This is a genomic window from Streptomyces sp. 2131.1, from assembly GCF_900105515.1.
In the GTDB taxonomy this organism is placed as follows: Bacteria; Actinomycetota; Actinomycetes; order Streptomycetales; family Streptomycetaceae; genus Streptomyces; species Streptomyces drozdowiczii.
Genome location: NZ_FNSY01000001.1, coordinates 2,815,640 through 2,829,723, shown reverse-complemented (window position 1 = coordinate 2,829,723; position 14,084 = coordinate 2,815,640). Strand labels below are relative to the sequence as shown.

Here is a 14,084-nt window from a genome sequence, read left to right as displayed (position 1 = left end):
CCGGAGGGCGGTCGTCCCGTACGCGGGGTGGCCGCCCTTCGGCGTTTCCGGCTCGCGCCGTTCAGCGGTCGGGGGCCAGGAAGGGGCGGAGGCGGTGCACGCGGGTCGCGTAGTCCGGGTGGGAGGCCAGCAGGTGCGCGGCGGGTCCTGGACGGGCGCCGCGCATCCCGGACGTGGCCGGCCCGGGGCCCGAGTGCGAGGGGATCTCCCCCTCCTCCATGGCGAGCAGGACCTCGGTGAGCATGGGGGCGAAGCCGAGTGAAGCGGCGTGCAGGTCCGCCCGAAGCTCGGCCCGTCTGCTCAGCGCCGCTGCGGCGTAGGGGAGGGCGAGCAGCACCAGCGGCGCCGCGCCCAGCAGGATCGCCGCCGGTCCGAGTAGCACGACGCCGCACCCGGTGATCAGTGCCGCGGTGGTGACCGAGCCGAGCTGCAGGGCCCGGTCTCCGGCGCTGAGCAGGATCGCGCGTCCGGCCCGGAACGCCGCGCGGGCAGGCAGCGTGTACCAGCGTCCGGCCAGCGTGGACCAGCTGTGGCCGCCCGTGTGGTGGCCCAGCTCGTGGGCGAGTACGGCCGCGAGCTGGGCGCTCGACAGGTTCTCCAGCGCGAACCGGGTCACGCCGACGATGTGACCGGCTGCCGCGTACGCGTTGAGGTTCGGGGTGTTCTCCACCCAGAGGCGGTAACGGTCGCCCTCGACGCCTGCTCGTGCCGTGACCTCCCGCCAGACCGGGTCCAACCGGGCGCGCTCCCCGGGGAGGGGATAGCGGAATCCCAGTACGTACCGGGCGTACAGATCCTCCGCCGGCCGGTGGAAGACCAGCAGCCCGGACGCCAGCCAGATCAGGGCGGGGAGCCAGTACGGCACCTGCCAGGCGAGATCGAGGAGCCGGCCGACGGCTAGAAGCGCTCCGAGGCTGAACGCGAACGCGGGGAGGTGGAGCGCCAGGCCGCCCAGCGCGGCGGTGTCCACCCGGCGTTGGCGCGCGGCGAAGTGCAGTCGGGTCCCGGGGGCGTGGCGGTACTCGAGATCGTCCACCGCTTCGGTACCGGCGGTTCGATCCTGGTCGTCGCGCTGGTGTTCGGGGTACTGAGGCATGTCCGTCCTCGGGGGATAGGGGAGGTCAGCCGATGACCACGGAAAGGGGGAGTATCAGAGCGCCCAAGCAGGCCGCGGCCAGTCCGGCCCGTATCCACTGGTGCTTGCGCAACGCGATCCGGCTCGTCTCGGCGAGAGCTGCCAGGAGAGCGGGCATTGGCAGCTGTTCGGTCTCGGCGAGTGCCTGGGGAAGCCGGTTCAGCCGTACCGCCCGCTGGATGTCCCCGAAGTACGTGAGGGGAGCGCCCGGCCCTCCGCCACGGACCCGGTAGCGTGGGACGACGGCCATCAGGAGGCACAACAGGGCGACGGCAAGGACGGTGATCCCCGTCCACCAGACGACGGAACCCCACCCGGACAGACGGCTCGACGGCCACTGGGTGCCGGCCAGGATGCCGCAGACCATGCCCGAGCTGATCCCGAGAGCGGCGACCACGACGGCCGCCTTGCTGTCGGCGCGGGCGATCTCGGTGCGGAGGTCGGCCAGCAGACGTGCCGCGGCCTCCGCGCCGGGGGCCGGGTCCGGGCTGTTCACGGCGTGTCCTTGGACAGGTACACGTCCTGGTCGGGGGCGGGTGGTGAGGTGCGGGGCTGTTGCCGGGCCACGGGGACCTGCACATCGGGCAACGGCGACTCCGGCTCTTCGGGCCACTCGGAGGACAGCGGCAGCCGAGGCGCGGGGGCTCCCCGGCCCGTCTCGTCCGCCGGCAGCTGGTGGTTCAGGATGTCGTGCAGGGCACGCAGCGCGAGGTTCTTGGGGCCTTCGAGCTCGTACCCCTCGACGTTGTCGCTGTTGAGCAGCTGAGTGACCATCTCCGCCTTGGCCCGGATCATGCTCAGCTGGTCCTGGCGAAGACTCTGCATGACCAGCCGGGTGTCGTCGGGATGTTCGGCGAGGTGCAGCGCCAAGGCCCGGACTCCGCCCTGTTCCAGCTGGCGTTGGTAGAAGTCGACCTTGGCGAGTTCCGCGTCCTTCAACTCGGTGAGCCACTTCTGCTGCTGGAGCGCCAGTGCCTGCTGCTGTTCGCCGTGCACCAGGGCGCGGCGGGTCGTCTCGAAGTCGTGTTCCATGGCGCGGCGTTCGCGGTGGACGCTTTCGACTGCGGCGTGGTCGATGCTCTGCATGCGCTGCTCGTGGGCGATGTTGTCCTGATCCCGGTGCAGCCTCAGCGTCCACGTGACAAGAAGTCCCGCCTGCGCGCCGAGTGGGCCCCGGGCCCGTACCGCTCGCAGAACTTCCGCCTCGGCCTCGGTGCTGCCGGTGATGGGGAAGCGTCGCGCGACGGCACGGGCTGCCTGCTCCAGTTCACCGAGCAGCAGTCGCGGTACGTGGCGGTGTCTCGACGCGACGAAGGCCGCGGGATCGCCCACCTGCCAGCTCAACTCGGCGACACTCACGAACTGCAGGGCGTCGTTCCTGCTGGGGAGCGACAGCTCGGCGCGGACGGGATGGACGCCCATGTCCACCTCGTACACGGCGGTGTAGCGCCTGCTGATGATCTCCGCCCGCGTCGGCCGAATCGGCGGCAACGCGGTGGTGTACCGGCCGGAAGGGGTCGCGAACACCAGGGCGTGGTCGATGCGGGTAAGCCTGCGGGGCACGAAGCCGAAGCGGGAGATCTGGCGCACGGTCAGCACCGGATCGGTGAGAGGGGTATGGCGTCCGGCCGGCTGCTCCCACTCGGGGGGACCGTGGAACGGGTTCATGTCGGCGGGTCTCCTGTGCTTGTCGGGAGGTTCAGGGCAGCGGCAGCGCGGCCAGCAGGCGGTTCGCCAAGGGCGGCTGTGTGCCGTCGTCGCCCGTGAGCGTGCGCAACAGGTGGCTGATGCGCCGGCGCTCCTGCTCGTCCACGGCGAGGCCGGACAGCAGGTGGGAGAGTGCACTCTCGGCCCCGGGTACGCCTTCGGCCGAGAGCACCCACCGGCTCAGCACGTCGAGGGCGTGCTTGCGGTGGTCCCGGTCGTTCAGCGCCGTACGCATGAGCGACCGGATCCCCGTTGCCGCAGGCGTGTGCGTCGTCAGGGACGTCGCGTACCAGTCCAGGACGATCGGCCGGCCCTTGGGGGCGCCGCGCTCGGTGCGTCCGCAGGCGCCGAGGAAGCCGTTCATGGCCAGGGTCCGCATGCGCCGGTCGCGTTCCTGGGTTCTCAGGAGCTCGTCGAGCACCTGGTCGTTGGCTGTGGAGAGCAGGAGAAGTTCCACCGACTCGGCCAGCGCCTCGCCCAGTTCCCCGTCGTCCTGACCGGGGGCCTCTTCCGGATCGTCCCGGTCCTCCCGGTGTGCCGCGGTGCGCAGGGCCGCCAGGGTCTCGACCGGCCGTTCGGGTCCGATCAGTCCATGCGTACGGATGGCGACCCAGCGGAGATGGAGCGCGTCGCTGTCGCACCAGGCGTCGAGGATCTGCGGCACGTTCGGAGTGCCGATGCGATGCGCGAGAGCCAGAGCGTGCACAGCGACGGTTCGCGGCCCGTACAGCGGGGAAGCCGCCCAGGGCTCGATGACGAGTGCCATGGCGGAGGGAAGGTCTGTATGGGCGAGGACCGCGACCGTGGAGGACGCACGGGTACGGACGAGCGGCCTGCCGTCCTTCGCCAGTTCCTGCAGCCACTGCACCAGGGCCGGCCGTGCCGAGGGGTGTCCGGTCCACACCTCCCGCAGGAGGACGAGCGAGGTCCGGTCGTCCCGGAAGGCCGCCTTCACCTGCCGTACCGGGCCCCACTCGGTGGGCTCGTCGGCCTCGTAGCGGAGTGCCCTAGCCCGTTGCAGACGTCTGCCGATGTGCGTACCGAATACGGGTACGGCGGCGGGAAGTTGGGAGTCCGCAGTCTCCTGCAAACGTGCGTACAGCCGGTCGCTCACCTCGGCCGTGAGCGCGTACGGTCCGTCGTCGAACGCCGCGAGTGCGATGAGGAAGGACTTCTCCCGCAGGTGCAGCACGGTGTCGTCCTCCTCGAACCACTCCCGGACCTGGTCCTCAAGGGCCGCCAGCGAGAAGTTGCCGACGTCCTCCCCGCTGGCGTTCCCGGCTGTGTGCTCGACCAGTACGGACGCGAAGGCGGAGGTCTCGCGGGGCTGGTGGTCGCGTGCGAGGAACTCCGCGACCACCGGCAGGGCCAGCAGGTCCGCGGCGGTGTCCTCGTCGAGCCGGGCCCGTAGGTGCGCGGCCAGTACATCGGCCGGTGCGGGCGGCTGCCAGGGACGCGGCCGCACATCCTCCAGGCACGCCGTGGGACCGATCGTGATCACCAGGTACGCGTCCCGCCGGCCGAGCCGGTCGCGCAGGGCCAGCAGATCGACGTCCCGTAACGGCTTGTTTCTGTCGGTCTCCAGGTCGCACAGAAGGTGCCCCTGTGCCCCGGCGTCGTCGTCGCTCTCCGGAAGAAGGGCGTGCGGTGAGGTGTCCCGGGCCAGTGAGTGCACCGGGGAGAGGCCGAGGCGGTGCAGCAGCATGAGCGCGGCGGTACGACGGCCCGAGGACCGGGGTCCGCTGAGTACGAGTACGCGCTCCTCGCGCAGTTGCTCGACGAGCGCCGTGAACGCCGGCCCCGGATCGGCGAAGCACGCGGCGATCCCGCTCAGCATGGCGGCGCGGATCTCGCCCGAGGAATGGGCGGCCGACAGGGCGCCGAACCCGTAGTGGACATGGGTCCTGGCGTCCACATGGACGTCTCCGTGGAAGAAGCCGCCCCCGATGCCGTGGTTGACGCCGCCCAGCACACCACCTGCCAGCCGTGTCTCCGCGCCGAACGCCATGGAGCGCGGGGCGTGGTCCTCCAGGTCCCGGCGCGCCGCCCAGGCATCCTGCGGCCGGTCCGCCGGGGCGCCGTCGGCCGCCTCGTCCGTGTGCACGGCGGGCGCGGCGGCCGGTGACTGCTCCTCATCGGCCGGTTGACGGGGATCGGGTTCGCCGCTCACCCCCGGTCTCCGCGGTCGTCCCCGAAGTGGACATTGCCGTGGAATACCCCGCCGCCAATGCCGCGGTTCTCGCCGCCGAAGACGCCGCCGTTCACCGTCGCCCCACCGAGGTCGAACGTGGACGCCTGCGGAGCGGGCTGCCGGAGGGGGGCCGCGGAGGGGGTGGTGTCGCTCGCTCCGGCGGATGCTTCCGGTGCTGGCCCCCACCCGTGCAGCCAGGCCGGCAGCGGGCCGTTCTTGCTGTCCATGGTGACGGCGTGGAACTCGTCGGCCGGTACCCCGGGATGGTTGTGCCGTACGACGCCCCGGTAGACAGATTCCGACACCGCCAGGGCGAAGTCGTTGCCGGGCCGCTCCTCCAGCGCCTGCCGCAGCACCTTCGCGTCGAGCAGTCGGCAGGCGTGGTTGAGGTCGGACCCCACCCAGCCGCCGCCACCGTCGACCGCCACGTACCCGGACGCGACGACCCCGCGCAGCCTCATCTGCGCAGAGCTGGAGGCCGTGCGGTTCACCGCTCGTAGTTCCGCCGGTACGAAAGTGAGGAGCGTACGCAGCAGCGCGGTCACCGACGCGTTGGAGTCGATCAGCTCCATCACGCTGTCGCCCCGGTCGGCGCGCTGCCGCCGGGTCATCTCGATGCCCGCGGTCAGCAGCGCACGATCGGCGAGTTCGAACAGCATGCGGCGCAGATACGCCTGCTCCACGTCATCGCGTTTGCTGAAGTTCTCGATATCGAGAAGGAAGATGGTGCTGTTCACAGGGTCGGACATGGGAGTGCTGCCTCTCGCCGTCGGCTGGTTCGGCAAGAGCCTGTCGCCGGCGGGGCCGCGGTGGTGAGGGCAGAAGACGCACTCGCACTGTGACAGCGTGCACAGACGTCAGGGGGCGGGAGTGCTTTGCTGGGGCAGCTCGGCAGACTGCTGGAACGAGGTGCGGGCCATCAGCCGCAGGGCGCTCGGGCGTACGACCACCAGGGTCCGGCGGCCGGTGATCACGATGCCCCGGGCCCGGAGGTCCTTCAGTAGACGCTGCACCATTTCGCGGGAGGCGCCGATCGCGCCGGCCAGCTCCTGCTTGCTGAGTGGCACGGTGATCTCGATCCCCTCACCGGTGCGCCGTCCGTGGGACCGCACGAGGTCGAGGAGGAGCACCGCGAACCTCTCGCGGACGCTCATGGACGCGAACTCCAGCCGCCGCCGGTCCGCCGCCCTGTTCCGGTCCGACGTGAGACCCAGCAGCTTCAGCGAGATGGAGGGGGAGCGGCTCACGAAGTCGCGGAACCGTTCGTGAGTGATCACGACGGCACGTACGGGAGCCAGCGCGGTCACCGTCGCCGAGCGGGGGCGGCCCGTCAGGGCGGCCGACTCCCCGACGATGTCACCGGGCCCGCGCAGGGCGAGCAGGGCCTCGTAGCCGTTCTCGGCCGCCGCGATGACCTTGGTCCAGCCGCGCAGGATGAGCAGCACGTGGGAGGACGGTTCGTACTGCTGGAGCAGAGGTGCCCGGGGAGCGAAGGACAGCTCCCGTCCCAGCGCGAGCAGGGCTTCCCGCTCCTCGCGTTCCAGGCGCGCGAGAAAGGGCACCCGGTCGTCGAGTCCGTCCTCGCCGGGCAGGGCTGTGGCGCCCGTCATACGACCCCCCGATTCGTCGGCGCGGTTCAATGTACTGACGGTTCCGTCGGGTGGGCCGGTGACCGGAGGCGTTTCGGCCACGTAGCGTGCCGGGGTGGTCACGCCATGTCCAAAATGGTGCGCGCGGGCCGCCGCCCCGGGCCTGGGCGCCATTTGTTTTGACCCAGGTCCGTGAGGTAGGTACGCTCAGACCTTGTGCCTGGGGTGTGCCTGGGTTCGCGTGCGTGTCCTCAACCGCATGGCGAGCCTGTCTTCGGCCACCGTGATCCGTGCTCCTCATGCCGTTCCGGTACGGGCTCGCAGGATTCGACACACCCGACCGCGTGGGTCGGTGACGTTCCAGGTTAGTTTCACCGACGGCACACAGAAACCGGAGAAGTAGTGCCTACGATCCAGCAGCTGGTCCGGAAGGGCCGGCAGGACAAGGTCGAGAAGAACAAGACGCCCGCACTCGAGGGTTCGCCCCAGCGCCGCGGCGTCTGCACGCGTGTGTTCACGACCACCCCGAAGAAGCCGAACTCCGCGCTCCGGAAGGTCGCACGTGTGCGCCTGACCTCCGGTATCGAGGTCACGGCCTACATCCCGGGTGAGGGACACAACCTGCAGGAGCACTCCATCGTGCTCGTGCGTGGTGGCCGTGTGAAGGACCTGCCGGGTGTTCGTTACAAGATCATCCGCGGCTCGCTCGACACCCAGGGTGTCAAGAACCGCAAGCAGGCCCGCAGCCGCTACGGCGCCAAGAAGGAGAAGTAAGAATGCCTCGTAAGGGCCCCGCCCCGAAGCGCCCGGTCATCATCGACCCGGTCTACAGCTCTCCTCTTGTCACGTCGCTGATCAACAAGATCCTGCTCGACGGCAAGCGTTCCACCGCCGAGCGGATCGTGTACGGCGCCATGGAGGGTCTTCGTGAGAAGACCGGCGCCGACCCGGTCATCACGCTGAAGCGCGCCCTGGAGAACGTCAAGCCCTCGCTCGAGGTCAAGTCCCGCCGTGTCGGTGGCGCCACCTACCAGGTGCCGATCGAGGTCAAGCCCGGTCGTGCCGCCACCCTCGCGCTGCGCTGGGTCGTGGGTTACTCCCGCGCCCGCCGCGAGAAGACGATGACCGAGCGGCTCATGAACGAGCTGCTCGACGCCTCGAACGGTCTTGGCGCTGCCGTCAAGAAGCGTGAGGACACCCACAAGATGGCCGAGTCCAACAAGGCCTTCGCGCACTACCGCTGGTAGTCGCTACCCCCATCGAGACCGAGAGAAGACTGAGCCTTATGGCCACCACTTCGCTTGACCTGGCCAAGGTCCGCAACATTGGGATCATGGCCCACATCGACGCGGGCAAGACGACCACCACTGAGCGGATCCTGTTCTACACCGGCGTTTCGTACAAGATCGGTGAGGTCCACGACGGCGCTGCCACGATGGACTGGATGGAGCAGGAGCAGGAGCGCGGCATCACCATCACGTCCGCCGCGACGACCTGTCACTGGCCGCTCAACGATGTTGACCACACCATCAACATCATCGACACCCCGGGTCACGTCGACTTCACCGTCGAGGTGGAGCGTTCGCTCCGCGTCCTCGACGGCGCCGTCACCGTGTTCGACGGTGTGGCCGGCGTCGAGCCGCAGTCCGAGACCGTCTGGCGTCAGGCGGACCGCTACGGCGTGCCGCGCATCTGCTTCGTCAACAAGCTCGACCGCACCGGCGCCGACTTCCTGCGCTGCGTCAACATGATCGTGGACCGCCTCGGCGCGACCCCGATCGTCATGCAGCTGCCCATCGGCGCCGAGGCGGACTTCACGGGCGTCGTCGACCTCGTGTCGATGAAGGCCTTCGTGTACCCCGAAGAGGCCGCCAAGGGCGAGATGTACAACATCGTCGACATCCCGGAGAACCTCCAGGAGCAGGCCGACGAGTGGCGCGGCAAGCTGCTCGAGGCCGTCGCCGAGAACGACGACGCCATGATGGAGCTGTACCTGGAGGGCACCGAGCCCACCCAGGAGCAGCTGCACGAGGCGATCCGTCGCATCACGCTGGCTTCCAAGGGCAGCGCCGACTCCGTCACCGTCACCCCGGTGTTCTGTGGCACGGCGTTCAAGAACAAGGGCGTCCAGCCCCTGCTCGACGCGGTCGTCCGCTACCTGCCTTCCCCCCTGGACGTCGAGGCCATCGAGGGCCACGACCCCAAGGACCCCGAGACGGTCATCAAGCGCAAGCCCTCGGACGACGAGCCGCTCTCGGCTCTGGCGTTCAAGATCGCGAGCGACCCGCACCTCGGCAAGCTCACCTTCGTCCGGATCTACTCCGGTCGCCTGGACGCCGGCACCGCGGTGCTGAACTCCGTCAAGGGCAAGAAGGAGCGCATCGGCAAGATCTACCGCATGCACGCGAACAAGCGTGAGGAGATCGACTCGGTGGGCGCCGGCGACATCATCGCCGTCATGGGCCTGAAGCAGACCACCACCGGTGAGACGCTGTGCGACGACAAGAACCCGGTCATCCTGGAGTCCATGGACTTCCCGGCGCCGGTCATCCAGGTCGCGATCGAGCCCAAGTCCAAGGGTGACCAGGAGAAGCTGGGTGTCGCCATCCAGCGCCTCTCCGAGGAGGACCCGTCCTTCCAGGTGCACTCCGACGAGGAGACCGGCCAGACCATCATCGGTGGTATGGGCGAGCTTCACCTCGAGGTGCTCGTCGACCGCATGAAGCGCGAGTTCCGCGTCGAGGCGAACGTCGGCAAGCCGCAGGTCGCGTACCGCGAGACGATCCGCAAGGCCGTCGAGCGCATCGACTACACGCACAAGAAGCAGACTGGTGGTACCGGCCAGTTCGCGAAGGTGCAGATCGCCATCGAGCCCCTCGAGGGCGGCGACGCGTCGTACGAGTTCGTCAACAAGGTCACCGGTGGCCGCATCCCCCGTGAGTACATCCCCTCGGTGGACGCGGGTGCCCAGGAAGCCATGCAGTTCGGTGTCCTGGCCGGTTACGAGATGGTGGGCGTCCGCGTCACCCTGATCGACGGTGGTTACCACGAGGTCGACTCCTCGGAGCTCGCCTTCAAGATCGCCGGTTCGCAGGCGTTCAAGGAGGGTGCCCGCAAGGCGTCCCCCGTGCTCCTCGAGCCGATGATGGCCGTCGAGGTCACCACGCCCGAGGACTACATGGGCGATGTCATCGGCGACCTCAACTCCCGCCGTGGCCAGATCCAGGCCATGGAGGAGCGCAGCGGCGCTCGCGTCGTGAAGGGCCTCGTGCCCCTCTCGGAGATGTTCGGCTACGTCGGAGACCTCCGCAGCAAGACCTCGGGTCGCGCAAGCTACTCGATGCAGTTCGACTCCTACGCCGAGGTTCCGCGGAACGTCGCCGAGGAGATCATCGCGAAGGCCAAGGGCGAGTAACTCTTCGGAGCACACGCTTTAGGCTTATCACCGGAGTCCGGTCGGGCATTCGTCGCAGCGCGTAAGTAGCGTGGCGAATGCCCCCGGCACCGGCATCCCAGCAAAGATCACCTGGCGCCGATGAAGCAAGGCGTACAGAACCACTCAGGAGGACCCCAGTGGCGAAGGCAAAGTTCGAGCGGACTAAGCCGCACGTCAACATCGGCACCATCGGTCACATCGACCACGGTAAGACGACCCTCACGGCCGCCATTACCAAGGTGCTGCACGACGCGTACCCGGACCTGAACGAGGCCTCGGCCTTCGACCAGATCGACAAGGCTCCCGAGGAGCGCCAGCGCGGTATCACCATCTCCATCGCGCACGTCGAGTACCAGACGGAGTCGCGTCACTACGCGCACGTCGACTGCCCGGGTCACGCGGACTACATCAAGAACATGATCACCGGTGCCGCGCAGATGGACGGCGCCATCCTCGTGGTCGCCGCCACCGACGGCCCGATGCCGCAGACCAAGGAGCACGTGCTCCTGGCCCGCCAGGTCGGCGTTCCGTACATCGTCGTCGCCCTGAACAAGGCCGACATGGTGGACGACGAGGAGATCCTGGAGCTCGTCGAGCTCGAGGTCCGCGAGCTGCTCTCCGAGTACGAGTTCCCGGGCGACGACCTTCCGGTCGTCAAGGTCTCGGCGCTCAAGGCGCTCGAGGGCGACAAGGAGTGGGGCCAGACCGTTCTCGACCTGATGAAGGCCGTGGACGAGAACATCCCGCAGCCCGAGCGCGACGTCGACAAGCCGTTCCTGATGCCGATCGAGGACGTCTTCACGATCACCGGTCGTGGCACCGTCGTCACCGGCCGCATCGAGCGTGGTGTCCTCAAGGTCAACGAGACCGTTGACATCGTGGGCATCAAGCAGGAGAAGACCACCACCACGGTCACCGGCATCGAGATGTTCCGCAAGCTGCTCGACGAGGGCCAGGCCGGTGAGAACGTCGGTCTGCTCCTCCGTGGCATCAAGCGCGAGGACGTCGAGCGCGGCCAGGTCATCATCAAGCCCGGTTCGGTCACGCCGCACACCGAGTTCGAGGCCCAGGCCTACATCCTGTCGAAGGACGAGGGTGGCCGTCACACCCCCTTCTTCAACAACTACCGCCCGCAGTTCTACTTCCGTACCACGGACGTGACCGGCGTCGTGACCCTCCCCGAGGGCACCGAGATGGTCATGCCGGGCGACAACACCGTCATGTCGGTCCAGCTGATCCAGCCGGTCGCCATGGAGGAGGGCCTGAAGTTCGCCATCCGTGAGGGTGGCCGGACCGTGGGCGCCGGCCAGGTCACCAAGATCAACAAGTAAGTCCTTGTTGGTTTGACCTGGTAGCTCCGCACAGAGCACCAAGAAGGGCCCCGTCCCACCGTTCACGCGGTGGGGCGGGGCCCTTCGGTTTTTTACGGGGGTTACGCGACGGCGCCGGGCCGCCGGATCATGAACACGTCCACCGGGTCCTCCCGCTCGGTCACGAACCCGTGCCGCTCGTACAGCCGCCGCGCGGCGCTGCCCCGGAGCACGTTCAGCCGCACCGGCACCCCTTCGGCGTCCGTACGGTCCAGCAGGTGCCGCAGTACGCCGGAGCCGATGCCGCGCCCCTGGAGCGCCGCGTCCAGGAAGAAGCTCTCCAGGCACCACCCGTCCTCGTACGGCCGCAGGGTCACGCAGCCCGCGAACCGCCCGTCCACCACGATGACCGAGGTGCGCTCGGGGACGTACGAGGCGCGCATCCGCTGTCACACCCGGTGCTCGTCGAAGCGGCCGAGGCGGACCTGGTCGGGGCGCATCACGACGGCCCGGAGCTCCACCATGTCCCCCAGGTCGCCGGGGGTGGCGGGGCGCAGGTCCCAGGCTTGGGTGGTACGTACGTGCATGACGGGAGTCTGTCAGAGGGCGGGTGGGCGGCCGTCGCCGTTCCGGCCCGCGAGATCGGACGGGCTCAGCAGGGCGACCCGCAGTCCGTCGCCGCCTGCGGTGCGGCCAGGACGTCGAAGCCGTACCCGAGCGCGGTGAGCCCCGCGACGGCCGTCGCCAGGCCGAGCGCGGTGCGCCACCGGCCCCGTGCGGCGGCGAAGGCGGCCAGGGCGGCGACGGTCCCGCCGACGACGAGGACGGGCAGGCCGAGCAGGAGCACGTCGGTGTTCCGCTCGCCTTCGAACGCGCCGAACATGCCTCTGCGGCCGTACGGGAGCCAGACGGCGAGGCCGGCGAGGGCGCCGAGGACCGCTGTCAGGAGGCCGGCTGCGCCGATGGCGGCTTCGCGCCGGGACGTCTGTTCGGTTTCCATATACAGGTGGACGTCCAGCCCGGCGGGGAGGGTTCCCGCCGGTCAGACGGCTCCGTACGTCTCCGCCTCGCGGCAGTCCCGGCAGTGGCCGGGCTCCGGGGCGCGGAAGACGCGGTCGCAGAGGTCGCAGTCCTGGAGCGGGATGACTGCGGGGCGCGGTGCCGCCGTGTCGGGGAGCGGGAGTGGGAGCGGGGGCGGCAGGAGCGCGGTGAGGCGGTTGCGTACGAAGCCTGCCGGGTGCCTGAGGGGGGCCGGGAGGTCGCTGGTCAGTGCGTGCTGGATGGTCGCGGGGTGCACGTCGCGGTCGAGCCAGGTGGCGACCGCTGGGGCGAGCGCGGTGATGTCCCGCTCGGAGAGCGTGAGTTGGGGTGCGTGGCGGCGGCGTCCGGCGAGGAGGTTCGCGGTCGGCCGGTGGTCTGGGTTGCTCGGGATGTGCGGTGGGGGCGGCGGCAGGGGCTGCTTCCTGGGCACGGGGGGAGCAGGTGGCGCGTGGGTGGGCGTTTCCGGTGAGCTGGCGGGGACGCGGGTGCGGCGGTGGCCTGTGGCTGGTTGTACGACGTCGTGCGGGTGACGACGCGGCCGTCCGGGAGGCGTACGCGGCTGCGGTGCAGGTATCCGGCGGCTTCCAGTTCCTTCAGCGCGGCGGCGATCCGGGCCTCGCTCTCCGGGAAGCGGGCGGTGAGGCACTTGATGCCGACCCTGGCCCCGGCGGGCAGTGACTGGATGTGCGCGGCGAGCCCGATCGCGAGCAGCGAGAGGTCCGGGTGCTGGGCGAGGTGGTTGCCGATCACCGTGAAGCCGGAGCTGTGGCGGACGTTGACGTGCTGGACGCCTGCGGTGGGGGAGCCGGATCGGCTGCGCGGGGGCGCGATAATCTGCGGGATAGCCATCAGGAAGGGACTACTTCCTCGTTGGTCAGGCCCTCGGTGGAGATTGGCGTCTCGCCGGGGGCCGTTACGTTGTGTGGTGTTGTCGCGGCGAGCATATGCCAGCCAACCCGTGCCGAATCCAGCCCAGTTGCCCGAGTTCACCCGCGCGAGTGATGCAGGTCAGAGCGGGGTGGGGTGGGGTTGGGTGAGGTTCTTTCCCGGGTTCTTTAAAAGCCTTTATTACGTCCCGGAGGACCACGACCCGGTGGCCCGGGACGCGGTCGGCCGCGACGCGGTGGAGTCGGTCACGGTACGAGGTCCAGCTCGGCCCACACCGTCTTGCGGGGCACCGGCCCCTCCACGACGCCCCAGCGGTCGGCCAGGGCCTCGACGATGAGCAGACCGCGCCCGCTCTCCGCGTAGGGGCCGGGGGAGTCGGGCACGGGCAGGCGGTCACTCCGGGTGTCCGTCAGCTCGATCCGCAGGCGCTGTTCCGGGCTCACCGTGAGCCTCAGCCGGAAGTCGCGGCCCGGCACGCGCCCGTGCACGGCGGCGTTGGCGGCCAGCTCGGCCACGATGTGCGCGGCCGCTTCGGTGGGGAGCCCCCAGTGGCCCAGGTGCGCCGTGGTGAGCAGCCGGGCGAGCCGTGCGCCCCGGCGCGTGGGGGAGAGCTGGACCGCGAACTGCCGGGGAGGAGCGGAACGTTCGGGTCGGGTGATTTCTCGGTTCACGTCACTCAGGGTGGCCGTGGGCGCCTACCGTGAACAGTGACTCGGTGCTTACGTACGGTCATTGTCCCCAGCTTGTCCAGCGCTGTCCCCGCTGTACGGGGTGACGCCCGGGGGAC

General features: G+C 69.5%; 12 protein-coding genes and 2 pseudogenes. 4 read left to right on the top strand and 10 right to left on the bottom strand.

Translation table 11 applies throughout. From position 1 onward, the window contains the following. Positions 1–61: 61 nt before the first annotated feature. From BLW14_RS12595 to BLW14_RS12570, 6 genes are all read right to left on the bottom strand, one after another. The gene (locus BLW14_RS12595) at positions 62–1,096 is read right to left on the bottom strand and encodes a M48 family metalloprotease (RefSeq protein WP_093707162.1); all 1,035 of its coding nucleotides are present in this window, start codon (positions 1,094–1,096) and stop codon (positions 62–64) included. A 25-nt stretch (positions 1,097–1,121) separates the two neighbouring features. Beyond that, positions 1,122–1,631 carry a Pycsar system effector family protein gene (locus BLW14_RS12590; RefSeq protein WP_093707160.1) on the bottom strand — a complete coding sequence of 170 codons (510 nt, stop codon included), beginning with the start codon at positions 1,629–1,631 and terminating at the stop codon, positions 1,122–1,124. Then, positions 1,628–2,803, bottom strand: a complete 1,176-nt coding sequence (locus BLW14_RS12585; RefSeq protein WP_093707158.1) for a hypothetical protein — start codon at positions 2,801–2,803, stop codon at positions 1,628–1,630. Before BLW14_RS12585 ends, BLW14_RS12590 begins: the two co-directional genes overlap by 4 nt. 31 nt (positions 2,804–2,834) lie before the next feature. Then, positions 2,835–5,012: a hypothetical protein gene (locus BLW14_RS12580; RefSeq protein ID WP_093707156.1), complete on the bottom strand. Its 2,178-nt coding sequence runs from the start codon at positions 5,010–5,012 to the stop codon at positions 2,835–2,837. After that, a complete protein-coding gene (locus BLW14_RS12575) occupies positions 5,009–5,782 on the bottom strand; it encodes a hypothetical protein (protein ID WP_093707154.1) in 774 nt (257 codons plus the stop codon). Before BLW14_RS12575 ends, BLW14_RS12580 begins: the two co-directional genes overlap by 4 nt. 108 nt (positions 5,783–5,890) lie before the next feature. Beyond that, positions 5,891–6,643 (bottom strand): Crp/Fnr family transcriptional regulator, encoded by a 753-nt coding sequence (locus BLW14_RS12570; protein WP_093707153.1) that lies wholly within the window; start codon positions 6,641–6,643, stop codon positions 5,891–5,893. A gap of 381 nt (positions 6,644–7,024) precedes the next feature. Between BLW14_RS12570 and rpsL the strand changes: the two genes are divergently transcribed. From rpsL to tuf, 4 genes are all read left to right on the top strand, one after another. Then, complete coding sequence (rpsL, locus tag BLW14_RS12565; protein ID WP_003948652.1) at positions 7,025–7,396, top strand: 30S ribosomal protein S12; 372 nt, start codon at positions 7,025–7,027, stop codon at positions 7,394–7,396. 2 nt (positions 7,397–7,398) lie between these two features. Continuing rightward, the gene (gene rpsG, locus BLW14_RS12560) at positions 7,399–7,869 is read left to right on the top strand and encodes a 30S ribosomal protein S7 (RefSeq protein WP_018101248.1); all 471 of its coding nucleotides are present in this window, start codon (positions 7,399–7,401) and stop codon (positions 7,867–7,869) included. Positions 7,870–7,907: 38 nt separating this feature from the next. Next, positions 7,908–10,037, top strand: a complete 2,130-nt coding sequence (gene fusA, locus BLW14_RS12555; protein ID WP_093707151.1) for an elongation factor G — start codon at positions 7,908–7,910, stop codon at positions 10,035–10,037. Between the two features lie 158 nt (positions 10,038–10,195). Then, the gene (gene tuf / locus BLW14_RS12550) at positions 10,196–11,389 is read left to right on the top strand and encodes an elongation factor Tu (protein ID WP_093707149.1); all 1,194 of its coding nucleotides are present in this window, start codon (positions 10,196–10,198) and stop codon (positions 11,387–11,389) included. A gap of 101 nt (positions 11,390–11,490) precedes the next feature. On the opposite strand, the pseudogene BLW14_RS12545 reads toward tuf, so the two are convergent. The 4 genes and pseudogenes from BLW14_RS12545 to BLW14_RS12530 form a co-directional block, all read right to left on the bottom strand. Next, a pseudogene (locus BLW14_RS12545) lies at positions 11,491–11,955 on the bottom strand (N-acetyltransferase family protein). A gap of 65 nt (positions 11,956–12,020) precedes the next feature. Further along, the gene (locus BLW14_RS12540; protein ID WP_093707147.1) at positions 12,021–12,368 is read right to left on the bottom strand and encodes a hypothetical protein; all 348 of its coding nucleotides are present in this window, start codon (positions 12,366–12,368) and stop codon (positions 12,021–12,023) included. 42 nt (positions 12,369–12,410) lie between these two features. Continuing rightward, positions 12,411–13,258, bottom strand: a pseudogene (locus tag BLW14_RS12535) (helix-turn-helix domain-containing protein). A gap of 284 nt (positions 13,259–13,542) precedes the next feature. After that, entirely contained in the window at positions 13,543–13,968 is a 426-nt protein-coding gene (locus BLW14_RS12530; RefSeq protein WP_093707145.1) for an ATP-binding protein, read from the bottom strand. Between the last annotated feature and the right edge of the window lie 116 nt (positions 13,969–14,084).